The organism is Corynebacterium sp. MSK204 (genome assembly GCF_030229885.1).
In the GTDB taxonomy this organism is placed as follows: Bacteria; Actinomycetota; Actinomycetes; order Mycobacteriales; family Mycobacteriaceae; genus Corynebacterium.
In genome coordinates, this window is record NZ_JASPGQ010000001.1 from 120,942 (window position 1) to 134,351 (window position 13,410).

13 protein-coding genes are annotated in these 13,410 nt (G+C 59.6%); 10 read left to right on the forward strand and 3 right to left on the reverse strand.

The genetic code is table 11. The features are described from left to right. The first annotated feature begins 40 nt into the window (after nt 1-40). Together QP908_RS00585 and QP908_RS00590 are read left to right on the forward strand one after the other, a co-directional pair. Nucleotides 41-847, forward strand: coding sequence for a metallophosphoesterase family protein (locus QP908_RS00585; protein ID WP_284771447.1), 807 nt, complete (start codon nt 41-43; stop codon nt 845-847). Next, nucleotides 847-1,521 (forward strand): 4'-phosphopantetheinyl transferase family protein, encoded by a 675-nt coding sequence (locus QP908_RS00590; RefSeq protein ID WP_239269507.1) that lies wholly within the window; start codon nt 847-849, stop codon nt 1,519-1,521. The genes QP908_RS00585 and QP908_RS00590 overlap by 1 nt, the downstream gene beginning before the upstream one ends. Nucleotides 1,522-1,568: 47 nt before the next feature. Here the strand turns inward: QP908_RS00590 and truB are convergent, their stop codons facing one another. Then, nucleotides 1,569-2,462, reverse strand: a complete 894-nt coding sequence (truB, locus tag QP908_RS00595) for a tRNA pseudouridine(55) synthase TruB (RefSeq protein ID WP_239269508.1) — start codon at nt 2,460-2,462, stop codon at nt 1,569-1,571. Nucleotides 2,463-2,485: 23 nt separating this feature from the next. Between truB and QP908_RS00600 the strand changes: the two genes are divergently transcribed. From QP908_RS00600 to QP908_RS00615, 4 genes are all read left to right on the forward strand, one after another. Continuing rightward, nucleotides 2,486-3,508 carry a bifunctional riboflavin kinase/FAD synthetase gene (locus QP908_RS00600; RefSeq protein WP_239269509.1) on the forward strand — a complete coding sequence of 341 codons (1,023 nt, stop codon included), beginning with the start codon at nt 2,486-2,488 and terminating at the stop codon, nt 3,506-3,508. Further along, a complete protein-coding gene (locus tag QP908_RS00605) occupies nt 3,509-4,450 on the forward strand; it encodes a nucleoside hydrolase (protein WP_239269510.1) in 942 nt (313 codons plus the stop codon). 149 nt (nt 4,451-4,599) lie between these two features. Continuing rightward, nucleotides 4,600-4,869, forward strand: a complete 270-nt coding sequence (gene rpsO, locus QP908_RS00610) for a 30S ribosomal protein S15 (RefSeq protein ID WP_005278802.1) — start codon at nt 4,600-4,602, stop codon at nt 4,867-4,869. Nucleotides 4,870-5,081: 212 nt separating this feature from the next. After that, nucleotides 5,082-7,328, forward strand: coding sequence for a polyribonucleotide nucleotidyltransferase (locus QP908_RS00615; protein WP_239269511.1), 2,247 nt, complete (start codon nt 5,082-5,084; stop codon nt 7,326-7,328). Nucleotides 7,329-7,414: 86 nt separating this feature from the next. Here QP908_RS00615 and QP908_RS00620 read toward each other — a convergent pair whose 3' ends face one another. Next, on the reverse strand, nt 7,415-8,146 hold the full coding sequence (locus tag QP908_RS00620; RefSeq protein WP_239269512.1) for an AMIN-like domain-containing (lipo)protein: 732 nt from the start codon (nt 8,144-8,146) through the stop codon (nt 7,415-7,417). A gap of 118 nt (nt 8,147-8,264) precedes the next feature. Beyond that, nucleotides 8,265-8,654, reverse strand: coding sequence for a VOC family protein (locus QP908_RS00625; protein WP_239269513.1), 390 nt, complete (start codon nt 8,652-8,654; stop codon nt 8,265-8,267). A gap of 124 nt (nt 8,655-8,778) precedes the next feature. On the opposite strand from QP908_RS00625, the gene dapB reads away from it, so the two are divergent. The 4 genes from dapB to QP908_RS00645 are packed head-to-tail and all read left to right on the forward strand — an operon-like array spanning nt 8,779 to nt 13,398. After that, on the forward strand, nt 8,779-9,525 hold the full coding sequence (gene dapB, locus QP908_RS00630; RefSeq protein WP_239269514.1) for a 4-hydroxy-tetrahydrodipicolinate reductase: 747 nt from the start codon (nt 8,779-8,781) through the stop codon (nt 9,523-9,525). 4 nt (nt 9,526-9,529) lie between these two features. Beyond that, on the forward strand, nt 9,530-10,276 hold the full coding sequence (thyX, locus tag QP908_RS00635; RefSeq protein ID WP_239269515.1) for an FAD-dependent thymidylate synthase: 747 nt from the start codon (nt 9,530-9,532) through the stop codon (nt 10,274-10,276). 54 nt (nt 10,277-10,330) lie between these two features. Further along, nucleotides 10,331-11,239 (forward strand): 4-hydroxy-tetrahydrodipicolinate synthase, encoded by a 909-nt coding sequence (gene dapA / locus QP908_RS00640; RefSeq protein WP_239269516.1) that lies wholly within the window; start codon nt 10,331-10,333, stop codon nt 11,237-11,239. Between the two features lie 2 nt (nt 11,240-11,241). Then, entirely contained in the window at nt 11,242-13,398 is a 2,157-nt protein-coding gene (locus QP908_RS00645) for a ribonuclease J (RefSeq protein WP_239275485.1), read from the forward strand. Nucleotides 13,399-13,410 lie beyond the last annotated feature (12 nt).

The window sequence follows — 13,410 nt, forward strand, 5'->3', positions numbered from 1 at the left end:
AACTCCGTAACGATGATGAGCAAGGCGGGTGGGAGCGGTAATGCCAACGTTATGGGCAGTTGCAGACTTGCACGGCGCGATCCGTGAAAATTTTGCGCGCATTGCAGAGCTAGCCCCACCAGATCCCGCCGATTGGCTCATTGTGGCAGGCGATGTCGCAGAGCGCAGCGAGCTCATCGTGCGCATCTTGCGCGATTTGGCCGCGCGCTATGACACCGTTATTTGGGCGCCGGGCAATCACGAGTTATTTTCCCGTTCCCAAGACCAGTACAAGGGACGCGAAAAATACGACCACCTGGTTGCCGCCTGCCGGGAAATCGGCGTTATCACCCCGGAGGACCCTTACCCGGTCTTTAACGGGATAACGATCGTGCCGCTTTTTACCCTGTATGACTACAGCTTCCGCCCACCGGGGACCTCGGTGGAAGAAGCGGTGCAACAGGCGCGCGCCAAAAAGCTTGTCATGACCGATGAGGTAGCTATCGCACCTTTTGTAGATGTGCGCGCCTGGTGTTGGGACCGCTTGGCGTATTCCATTAAGCGTTTATCCCGAGTGCAGGGCCCAACCATCTTGATCAACCACTGGCCGCTGGTGCAAGAGCCCACGATGGTGCTGCGCTTCCCGGAAATCGCCCTGTGGAGCTGCTCGCGGCATACGCGCTCGTGGCCGCGGCGGTACAAGGCAGAAGCGGTCATCTACGGACACCTGCACACGCCCTCCAAGATGAATGTGGATGGGGTAGACCATATCGAAGTCTCTTTGGGCTATCCGCGCGAGTGGCGTAACCAGCCCCACCGTATCCCGTGGCCATACCCAGTTACCTCGACGTTTGGTGAGGTGGACTAATGCTGTATCCCGACCTATTCCCAGAAACTACCCGGTATTGCTATGTGCGCACGGATGCTCGCGAGTCCGACCTGCTCAATTATGAGCAGCTCGACCCAAAAGAACAGTCCATAGTCTCGCAGGCGGTCGATATCCGGAAGTCCGAATTTGGCGATGCCCGCTGGTGTGCGCACCAGGCCCTGCGCGAGCTGGGCTTTACAGGTACTAACCCGATTATGCGCGGCGAGCGGGGCATGCCGCTGTGGCCCGAAGGATTTATTGGATCCATGACCCATACGGAGGGCATGCGCGCAGCAGTGGTAGCCTCCACTACGGATTTTCGCTCCATTGGCCTTGATGCGGAGCCGGCGCAGCGCCTGCCCGAACACGTGTTGACCATGATCGCCCGAGCCGGGGAAATGCAGCAGCTGCCCCGCCTAGAAAAGGCGGGGGTGCACTGCCCAGACCGCCTGCTATTTTGCGCCAAGGAGGCTACCTATAAGGCGTGGTTTCCCATGACGCATCGGTGGCTGGATTTCGATCAAGCGGAGATCGATATCCGCGAGGATGGCACCTTCATTTCCTATATCCTGGCCCGCCCCACGCCAGTGCCGTTTATCACCGGCAAGTGGATCCTAGAAGGCGGTTATGTCGTGGTTTCCACGCTGGTTCCGGCCCTTGATTTTTCAGCCTGACCGGAAACCCGCTCAGATCGCCTCGATCAATGCCCTCAGCCACTGACTTAGAGGGTGGACGGCCGTGCCACAAAGACCGTAGCCAACCTTTTTCCCTTCTCCTTAATGAGCGCGATGGCCTGGCCATTGGGGGCTACCGCCGCATGAACCCCGGACAGCCCGCGCGGCTCTAACCATTTGCCCATCGCTAAGGCGGCGGCCTCGTCCTCGGTGACGGGCAGGACGGGGAAACTGCGCTTGAGCGCCTCATCGAGGCTTAAGGAGAGGCGGGGGTTTTCGGCAAGATCGGCGAGCAGGTGGGCATCGGCAAGCGCGAAGGGCCCCACCGTTGTGCGGCGCAGGGCGGTTAAATGCCCGCCGACGCCCAAGGCTTCGCCCATATCGCGCGCCAAGGAGCGGATATAGGTGCCGGAGGAACACTCCACGGATACATCGAGGTCAACAAAATCGCCCTCGGTGCGCAGGTCATGAATGTCAAAGCTGTGGATGGTGACCGGGCGGGCGGGAATATCTACCTCTTTGCCCTCGCGCACCAATTCATGCGCCCTTTTGCCCTTGATCTTGATGGCGGAAACCGCGGCGGGCTTTTGCATAATATCGCCGGTTAACGCGGCAACTTCGGCCTCGATGGCGGAACGGTGCAGCGCGGCCGCAGGCTTGCCCCAGCGAAATTCGCCCTCAGCATCATCGGTGGTGGTAGAAGCGCCGAGGCGGATGGTGGCTGAATAGGACTTGGTGGAGGCGACCATGTGCGCGAGGAATTTGGTGCCGCGTTCGATGCCGAGGACTAGCACCCCTGTCGCCATGGGATCCAGGGTGCCGGCATGGCCGACCTTTTTGGTGTGGAAATACCTGCGTAGGCGGCTAACAACATCGTGGGAGGTCATGCCGGCAGGCTTATCAACGATGACAAGTCCGGAATGTGCGAGCGCATCAGTCATAGGGTACAAGTCTATGCTCTACGATGGATTCCGTGGATATTTGTTACGGAATCGATGACATCCCCGCGGATGTGGGGCCGACCTCGGTAACCATTGGCGTCTTCGATGGCTTGCACCGCGGCCATCAGCAGCTCGTTTCTGCCTGCGTGGAGCATGCGCGGGCGAATAATCAGGTCCCCGTCATGGTGACTTTTGACCCGCACCCGGTCTCCGTTTTCTTGCCGGAGCGCGCCCCGCTATCCGTGGTGAGCTTCGAGCGCAGGCTAGAGCTCGCGGAAGAAATGGGCATTGAGATGGTACTTGTCATTGACTTCACCAAGGAACTCGATGGCGTGGAGCCACGGCCTTATGTGCGCGACCTCTTGGTGGGAAAACTCCATGCACAGCACGTGGTGGTGGGGGAGAACTTCACCTTCGGCGCAGGGGCCAGCGGCACCGCGGAAGCCATGCGGCAGCTGGGCGAGGAGTTTGGGTTTAGCGTCGATATCATCCCGCTGCTGGATGAAGACGGCGTGCAGATTTGTTCCACCTACATTCGCCAGAGCCTGTCCCGGGGCAATATAGAATCGGCGAATTGGGCGCTTGGCCGGCACTTTACCGTGACCGGACCCGTGGTGCGCGGCGCGGGGCGCGGCGGCAAGGAGCTGGGTTTTCCCACGGCCAACCAGTACTTTCCAGATACCGTAGCCATTCCCGCGGATGGGGTGTATGCGGGGTGGTTCATTGTGCATTCCGAATCGCCCCTCGACGGGGACATGCAACCTGAAGTGGCCTACGCCGCGGCGATTTCCGTGGGCACGAATCCCACCTTTGGTGATGAAGAGCGCTCCGTGGAGTCCTTTGTCTTGGATCGCGATGCCGATCTTTATGGCTATGAGGCAACCGTGAAATTCGTGGGCCACCTGCGGGATATGGTGAAGTTTCACTCCGTCGATGAGCTTTTGGAGGCCATGGCCCAGGACGTCGCTGCCGCCCGCACGGTGCTGGCTGCCGATGCCCGCGCGCAGGGCTGCAATAGCGAAGACTATTTCTTAAAGGAGAAGTAAATGAAGGCGATCCTCGATCTTGATACCGGTATTGATGATGCCCTGGCCTTGGCGTATGCCCTAGCCCACCCAGAGCTTGAGCTCATTGGGGTGACCTGCACGTATGGCAATGTCACCGTCCCACTGGCGGTGCGCAATACCCTGGCGCTGCTGGAGCTGCTGGATAGGCCCGATATCCCGGTCTTTGCTGGCCCCAGCCCGGACGGTTTCCAGCCCAGCGAGATTTCGGCCTTCATCCACGGCCAGAATGGCGTGGGTGAGGTCGCGCTTAGCCCGTCCGATAAGACCGAGGACACGCAGCCGGCCGCGGATTTCCTCGTGCAGGCCGTGCGCGATTACGGCGATGAACTCGTCATTATCCCCACCGGCCCGTCCACGACCATCGCCCAGGCCATGCTTGCCGATGCCTCCTTTGCCACCAACGCCCACATTGTCATGATGGGCGGGGCGCTGACCGTTCCCGGCAATGTTTCCGCGTGGGCAGAGGCCAATATTTCCCAGGACCCGGATGCCACCGATTACCTCTTCCGCCACAGCCAAGATGTCACCATGGTGGGCCTTGATGTCACCCTGCGCACCCTCTTGACGGAAAAGGAAACCGCGCGCTGGCGGGCAACCGGAACGGCCGCGGGCGAGATTTTCGCCGATATGGTGGATTACTATATCCGCGCTTATGCCACCACGGCTCCTCACCTGGCCGGCTGCGGTCTGCACGATCCGCTGGCCGTGGCGGTAGCCGCAGATCCTTCCTTGGTGGAAGTCATCGAGACCAATATGAAAACCGATACCGAAGGCCCCACCCGCGGGCGCACCATCGCGGATGAAACTAGGCTGAGCCAGGAACCGACCGCGAAGGTCGCCGTGGGCGTGGATAACGAGCGGTTTGTCAGTGAATTTGTAGACCGCCTCGAAGAACTTTTCCGCACGGTGGGCGCCAAGTAGCGCAGCGTTTTGATTTGCCGTGCTAATTGGCTGTAAGATGACCAGTTGGCTTAGCGACTGTGGTTCACGACAGTTGCGGCACGCGGAGCTCGCAACGGCGGCGCTGCGCGTTGAAGAATAGTGTGGACTGAAATAAAGGAGAAATACTCATGGCATTGACCACTGAGAAGAAGGCCGAAATCCTCAAGGAGTACGGCCTGCACGAGACCGACACCGGTTCCCCCGAGGCACAGGTTGCCCTGCTGACCTCCCGCATCAACACTTTGACGGAGCACCTGAAGTTCCACAAGCACGATCACCACTCCCGTCGTGGTCTGCTGCTGATGGTTGGTCGTCGTCGTGGCCTGCTGAAGTACTTGGCAGAAAACAACGTGGATCGTTACCGTGACCTGATTTCCCGCCTGGGCCTGCGCCGCTAATTGCGACGCGGCTGCGGCCGAATTTTTCCCCTTGCCCTGTGGCAAGGGGAATTAGTGGTTTTATACCCTCTTAAACCTTGTAGGGAGCAGGGGCGATTGCGGTCGCCGTAGCTCAAAAGTGCGGAATCTCTGTTAGAATTTTCACCGTTGTCAAAACAATGTGGAAAAGGCGGCACCGACGATCGCCTAAAGCACTCAAGGAGAATTACTAGATGAGCGTTCAGAACTCCGTAGAGTTCAATATCGATGAAGAATTCGGTATTACCGAAGCTATCGCTGTCCTCGACAACGGGGACTTTGGCACCCGCACGGTACGTTTCGAAACCGGCCAGTTGGCCCGCCAGGCAGATGGTTCCGTAACCACGTACCTCGACGATGACACGATGCTGCTGGCCACCACGACCGCCTCGAACCAGCCGCGCGAGAACTTTGACTTCTTCCCGCTCACTGTGGACGTGGAAGAGCGCATGTACGCAGCCGGCAAGATCCCCGGCTCCTTCTTCCGCCGCGAGGGGCGTCCCTCCACCGAGGCCATCTTGGCCTGCCGCCTCATCGACCGCCCGCTGCGCCCCACCTTTGTCAAGGGCCTGCGCAATGAAGTGCAGGTGGTCATCACCGTCCTGTCGCAGGACCCGGAAGAGTACTACGACGTCGTAGCCATCAACGGCGCGTCTGCGGCAACCCAGCTTTCCGGTCTGCCGGTCTCCGGCGCCGTCGGCGGCGTGCGCATGGCGCTCATCGCCGATGACAAGCACCCTGGTGGCCAGTGGGTGGCGTTCCCGAACCACGAGCAGCACGAGCGCGCGCTCTTTGAGATGGTCGTGGCCGGCCGCATCGTTTCCAAGGGGCGTAAAGAAGACGTCGCCATCATGATGGTGGAAGCTGGCGCCGGCACCAACGTTGCAGAGCGCATTGCCGATGGCGCCCCGGCACCGCAAGAAGCCGCCGTCGCCGAAGGACTTGAGGCAGCCAAGCCGTTCATTAAGACCCTGTGTGAAGCCCAGAACGGCCTGGCAGAGCGCACCGCCAAGGAGACCCAGGAGTTCCCGCTCTTCCCGGCGTATGAAGACGATGTCTTCGCCGCCGTGGAAAAGGCCGCTTCCAAGAAGCTGGAGAGCTTGCTGACCATTCCGGGCAAGCAGGAGCGCGACGAGGCCACGAACGAACACATGGAGCAGGTCGAACAAGATCTGCTGCCGCAATTTGCTGACCTGGAAGAGGCAGTGGCTTCCAAGCAGATTCGCGCTGCGTATAACGAGGTCATGAAGAAGATCGTGCGCCGCAAGATCTTGACCGATGGTTTCCGCATCGATGGCCGCGGCCTGACCGATATCCGCGATCTGTCCGTCGAAGTTGACTTGGTTCCACGCGCACATGGTTCTTCCTTGTTCGAGCGCGGCGAGACGCAGATCCTCGGTGTCACCACCCTGGATATGTTGAAGATGGAGCAGCAGATCGACTCGCTTACTCCGATTGAGTCCAAGCGCTATATGCACCACTACAACTTCCCGCCATTTTCTACCGGTGAGACCGGCCGCGTCGGCTCGCCCAAGCGCCGCGAAATCGGCCACGGTGCGCTCGCCGAGCGCGCCCTGCTTCCGGTCATCCCGTCGCGCGAGGATTTCCCGTATGCCATCCGTCAGGTCTCTGAGGCGCTCGGTTCCAATGGTTCTACCTCCATGGGCTCTGTCTGTGCGTCCACCCTGTCCCTCTACAACGCGGGCGTTCCGCTCAAGGCGCCGGTAGCCGGCATCGCCATGGGCTTGGTCTCCGGTGAGGTCAAGGGCAAGGAAAAGTTCGTCGCACTGACCGATATCCTCGGTGCCGAGGACGCCTTCGGCGACATGGACTTCAAGGTTGCGGGCACCTCCGAATTCATCACCGCGCTGCAGCTGGACACGAAGCTCGATGGCATTCCGTCTAAGGTCTTGGCCCAGGCACTCGAGCAGGCCCGCGATGCCCGCGCCACCATTCTGGAAACCATGGCAGAGGTCATCGATTCCCCAGATGAGATGTCTGGCCTGGCCCCGAAGATCACCTCGGTGAAGATTCCGGTCAACAAGATCGGTGAGCTCATCGGCCCTAAGGGCAAGACCATCAACCAGATCACCGAAGATACCGGTGCTGATGTCTCGATCGAAGACGATGGCACGGTCTACATCTCTGCGGTCACCGGCGAAGCCGCAGACGCTGCGATTGAAAAGGTTAACTCCATTGCCAACCCACAGTTGCCCAAGGTGGGCGAGCGCTTCCTCGGCACGGTAGTCAAGACCGTTCCATTCGGCGCCTTCGTTTCCTTGACCCCTGGCCGCGATGGATTGATCCACATCTCCAACCTGGGTGGGGACGAACGCATTGAGAAGGTCGAAGATGTCGTTAACGTTGGCGATAAGGTACAGGTAGAAATCGCGGATATTGATAACCGCGGCAAGATCTCCCTAGTGCCCGTTGAGGACTAATCCCTCAGGCGCCCTTTAGAGCAGTGGCCCTGTTTCCCGAATATGGTGGGAAACAGGGCCATTTTCTATGCCTGCGCCGTGATCACTCAGTTCTGGAAATCAAGCACAAGGCGTTTGGGGTTTTGCAGGAAGGTCACGGAATAAGGCGTTTGCTTCTTTAGCCCGATGACCAACTGCGTTTGCGCCTCGAAGGTGGTGGTGTAGTTGATCTCTTGCACGACACCGGCACCTGGTGTGATGCCAGTATCCATAAACCTTTGTTCTAACTCCGGCGTCGATGGCCACGGGGTGCCCTCGATACCAAGGTTGAGGAAAGTGGCGCCTTTGACCTCGACCGGAAGCCCCGATGCTTGGTGGGCGGGCTGATCCGTATAGGTAGTAAACCACCCTGCTTCTCCGTCGCCTTCAAGATCAACCACGACGCGGGTAAAAGAGTCATGCGCGGCTACTCGGATCCCGGTGGGGACGAGGCCACCCAATCCAGGAGGTAGGTGGCGCTGATCCTCGAGGGAGGGCGTGCCCATACCGCCAAAAGCAGGTTTTGGATCATTGCCCTGCGCTTGTTGCTGATGATGGCTTAACGGGGCGGTGTCTTCTACCGTCTTGGTTGGGTCATCGGCAGTGGTCGTGGTGGTAGGCTCTGATTTCTTTGCCGCAGACGTGGTCGACTCAGCGGTGGAACTGGTTGATTCCTCCTGCGTGGCAAATGAGGCATCGGCGGCCTCGTCATCGCTGGGGCTAGCGCAAGCAGCCAGCGAGAGCATGCAGCTTATACCGGCGCCAGCAGCGATAGCGCGGGTGAGAGTAGATCGAGACATTCTGACCACTTCCTAGGTTGTCTACCTTGTTGTCTCTTCCAATTCTACCGGTACACAAGTGGCCTAACTGGGGAAGTGATGCAATTGTTGTATAAGGGAAAGTAGCGAAGGCGTGGGCCTAGCGCTTCAACTGGACGAGCTGGATGAGGTTACCCACGGTATCGTCAAAGACTGCGGTAATGGAGGGGCCAACGTCGGTGGGCTCCATGGTAAAGTCCACGCCCTTGTCCTTGAGTTCGGCGTATTCTTTCTCCACATCCTGCGACAAGAATTGGGTGACCGGGATATTATCCGCCTTCAGCGCCTCGGTGTACGTTTTGGCGGCTGGGTGACCCTTGGGTTCAAGCAGCAATTCAACGCTGCCGTCGCCGTCCGCGTTGGTGACCGTTAGCCACCGGAAATCGCCGTGCGTGACGTCATCTTTTACCCGGAAACCTAGGACATCGACATAAAAATCGTGGGCGCGAGCAACGTCATCTACTGGAACGGACGCAATATAAATCTGCATGACGCCCAGTCTAGCAGTGGTATTTTTGCCGTTCGGAGGCCCGCCCGCCGCGGATGGGCGAGCGCGATAGGATGGGAAAGAAACAAAGGTTTAACTCAAAGTTGTTAAGAAAGTGAGGCCCGCAATGGCGATCAAAGTAGGAGTCTTGGGAGCGCAGGGGCGCGTCGGCAAAGCGATTGTTGAAGGCGTTCATGCCGAAGATGATCTAGAGCTCGTAGCGGAAATTAGCCGCGGGGATGACCTGCAGCACTTGGTTGATAATCACGCAGAGGTCATCGTGGACTTCACCCAGCCTGATTCGGTGATGGGAAACCTGGAGTTTTGCATCGCGAACGGCATTCACTGCGTGGTGGGCACCACTGGCTTTGATAAAGAGCGCCTGGACCAGGTGGAGCAGTGGACCCGCCAAGAAGGTGCTGGCAACGTGCTGATCGCACCGAATTTCGCCATCTCTGCCGTGATGACCATGGTGCTTGCCAAGCAGGCGGCGAAGTTTTTCGAGACCGCAGAGGTCGTTGAATTTCACCACCCCACCAAGCTGGATGCGCCTTCCGGCACCGCCATCCACACCGCAGAGGCCATTGCCCAGGCGCGCCGCGATGCCGAATTGGGCGAGATGCCGGATGCGACGGAAAAGTCCCTCGAGGGCGCGCGCGGTGCGAATGTAGACGGAATCCCGGTGCATGCCGTGCGTACCCGCGGCATGGTGGCCCACGAAGAGGTCATTTTCGGTGCGCAGGGGCAATCCCTGACCATCCGCCAGGATTCCTACGATCGTTCCTCCTTTACCCCTGGCGTTTTGGTCGGCGTGCGCGAGATTGCGCAGCACCCGGGATTGGTTGTCGGGCTAGACAAGTACCTGGGGCTGTAGCGGTATGGCCACTGCGAGTGAGCTAAATATCCAGCTCATTGCCGCCACCGAGTTTCACCCGCCACAGGGAACGCAGTGGCGTGCCGATGAGACGGCGACCGATGGCGAGGCCCTCGTCGAATTCGCAGGACGGGCGTGTTATGAGTCTTTTGACAAACCCAACCCGCGCACCGCGACGAACTCCGCCTACCTGCACCACATCATGGAGGTAGGCCATACGGCGCTATTGGAACACGCCACGGCCACGATGTACATCACGGGGCTCTCGCGCTCAGCCAGCCATGAATTGGTTCGCCACCGGCATTTTTCCTTTTCGCAGCTATCCCAGCGCTTTGTGCACCCTAATGAGATGCACGTAGCGCTGCCCAAGCTGGTGGAAGAAGATGAGCAATTACGCCGATTGGTCATGCAAGCCGTGGATGAAACCCGTTTTGTCTACGATGAGCTGCTAGAGGCCTTGGAAGAAAAGCTGGATGAGCCGAATGCGCTGCTGCGAAAGAAGCAGGCGCGGCAGGCGGCGCGCGCAGTATTGCCCAATGCGACGGAAACCAGGCTCGTCGTTACCGGCAATTACCGCGCGTGGCGCCACTTCATTGGGGCGCGGGCGGCTGAGCATGCTGATACGGAATTGCGCGAAGTGGCGGTGGAGTGCTTGAAGCATTTGCAGGAGCAAGCACCAGCGCTTTTCGATGACTTCCATATCACCACGTTGGCCGATGGAACGCAGATGGCCGCAAGCCCTTACGCTTAACACGCGCCACCCCGATGCGGCCAAAAGGTGCACTAGCGGGTAACCTTGACGGCTATGAGCACAGGTATGACAGCAAAGACTGGCGTTGACACCTTCGGTCGCATTGGCGTCGCCATGGTCACTCCGTTTGATCGTGACGGTGCGCTGGATGTAGAAGCGGGTCGCCGCCTGGCAGCTCATCTCGTAGACAACGGCGTGGATTCACTCATCTTGGGTGGAACGACGGGCGAGTCTCCTACCACGTCCTTGGACGAAAAGTTGGAGCTGCTCAAGGCCGTAAAAGAGGAAGTGGGAGACCGCGTCCGGATCTGTGCGGGCGCCGGAACGAATAACACCGCAACCTCGATTGAGGTTGCCCAAGCTTCCGCCGCCGCAGGAGCCGATAGCTTGCTCGTTGTGACTCCGTATTACTCCAAGCCCTCCCAAAAGGGCGTCTACGAGCATTTTGCCGCAGTTGCTGATTCTACGGATCTGCCGATTTGCGTCTATGACATCCCTGGCCGCTCGGGCATCCCAGTGGCGTCGGATACGCTCCGCCGCCTTACGGAATTGCCGACTATCCAAGCCGTGAAGGACGCTAAGGGCGATCTTTCCGCGGCCGCAGAACTCATCCAAGAAACCGACTTGGCGTGGTACTCCGGTGACGATCCGATTAACCTGCCGTGGCTATCCCTCGGTGCTTCGGGTTTCATCTCCGTCATCGGGCACGCTGCGCCGCGTGCCTTGGTAGAACTCTATGAAGCTTTCGATGCGGGCGATTTGGCCCGCGCGCAAGAAATAAATTACTCAACGCTTCTTCCACTGACCCGCGCTCAGGCGCGGTTGGGCGGAGCGACATTTGCAAAGGAAGCTCTGCGCCTGCAGGGCTTTGAAGTTGGCGATCCCCGCCTTCCTGTTACCGCCGCGAGCGAGGAGGAACGCGAGGTACTTCGCCGTGATTTGGAACAATCTGGAGTCCTTTAAGAATGACTGAACCCCGTAACCGTTCCCGCAAGGTCACCCGCAAGGCGGGTCCACCTTCGGAAACTGAGACCGCCTCCAATGAGGCGGCTTCGCCCGTATTTCAGGCCCCTGCAAATAACGCCGGCACTGCCGGAAATGAAGACCAGGGCAACTCTGGCAAGAATAACTCTGCCGATAACAAGAACGACGGCGATAACAACGGCCGCCGCTCGCGTTCCCGTGGCGGCCGCGGCCGTGGCCGTGGTGGAAACGGCAATAATGGCAATGGCCAGGGAAATAACCACGGCGGCAATGGCCACGGTGGCAATAATAAGAACAACAACGGTGGCAACGGAAAGAACGGCAACGGCAAGGGCCGTGGCCGCAATAACAATAACCGCGGCCGCCGCAACGTGCCGAAGTCCATGCAGGGTGCTGATTTGACCAAGCGCCTGCCGGAACCGCCAAAGCAGGCGAAGGATACGCTGCGCATCTACGCCTTGGGCGGTATCTCCGAAATCGGCCGCAACATGACCGTCTTTGAGTACGGCGATGAGCTGCTCATCATTGACTGCGGCGTGCTCTTCCCATCGTCTGGCGAGCCTGGCGTGGACCTCATCCTGCCGGACTTCGGGCCGATTGAGAAGAAGATCGACAAGGTCAAGGCCCTCGTGGTCACCCACGCCCACGAAGACCACATCGGTGCCATCCCGTGGCTGCTGAAGCTGCGCCCGGATATCCCCATCGTGGCTTCCCGTTTCACCATCGCGCTTATTGCGGCCAAGTGTAAGGAACACCGCCAGAAGCCGAAGTTCGTCGAGGTCAACGAGAAGTCTGACGTGACCTACGGTTGCTTCCGCGTTCGCTTCTGGGCGGTCAACCACTCCGTGCCGGATGCGCTCGGCATCATGCTGGGCACCCCGGCAGGCAATATCATCCACACCGGTGATATCAAGCTTGACCAGACCCCGTTGGATAATCGCCCGACCGACCTTCCGGCGCTGTCTCGTTACGGCGACGAGGGCGTCGACCTCATGCTGTGCGATTCCACCAACGCCACCGTGCCGGGTGTATCCGCCTCCGAGGGCGATATCCCGGCCAACTTCAAGCGCTTGGTGGCTAATGCGAAGCAGCGCGTCATCTTGGCTTCCTTCGCCTCGAACGTCTACCGCGTGCAGGCCGCCATCGACGCTGCCGTGGCCAATGGCCGCAAGGTGGCCTTCAATGGCCGTTCGATGATGCGCAATATGGAAATCGCGGAAAAGATGGGCTTTTTGAAGGTCCCGCGCGGTACCATCATCCCCATCGACGAGGCCGCGAAGATGGCTCCGCACAAGACCATGCTCATTACCACTGGTACGCAGGGTGAGCCGATGGCCGCGCTGTCCCGCATGGCCCGCCGCGAGCACCGCCAGATCACGGTGCGCGATGGCGATACCATCATCTTCTCCTCCTCGCTCATCCCGGGCAACGAAGAGGCCGTATTCGGCGTTATCAATATGCTGTCCCAGATCGGTGCCAACGTCATTACCAACCAGGACGTCAAGGTCCACGCTTCCGGCCACGGCTACTCCGGCGAGCTGCTCTTCCTGTACAACGCGGCGCGCCCGCGCAATGCCATGCCGGTCCACGGCGAGTGGCGCCACCTGCGTGCCAATAAGGAATTGGCGATTTCCACCGGTGTGGCCCGCGACCGGACGGTCTTGGCGCAAAACGGTGTCGTGGTAGATCTGCGCAAGGGCCGCGCGGAGGTTGTCGGCCAGCTGCAGGTTGGCCACCTCTACGTCGATGGAGTGTCCATGGGCGATGTCGATGCCGATACCTTGGCAGACCGCACCAACCTGGGCGCCGGCGGCGTGGTATCCATTACCTGCGTGATTGATAACCGCACCTCCCGCCTGCTCGAGCACCCAACCGTGGCAACCACCGGTTTCTCCGATGATGACCGCGGCGTTGTGCCCGAGGTTGCGGAGATGGTGGAAAACACCATGAACGATCTCGCCGCAGAGGGCGAGAATGACACCTACCGGATGGTGCAAAAGCTGCGCCGCAAGGTCTCCAAGCTCATGGATTCCAAGTACAAGCGCGAGCCGGTTATTTTGCCCACCATCGTGCCGACGAATTCAGGCACGCTGCTTGCCGATGACGCCGATGTCGACGCCAGCCGCGAGTCCCTGTAGGTTCTCCTACAA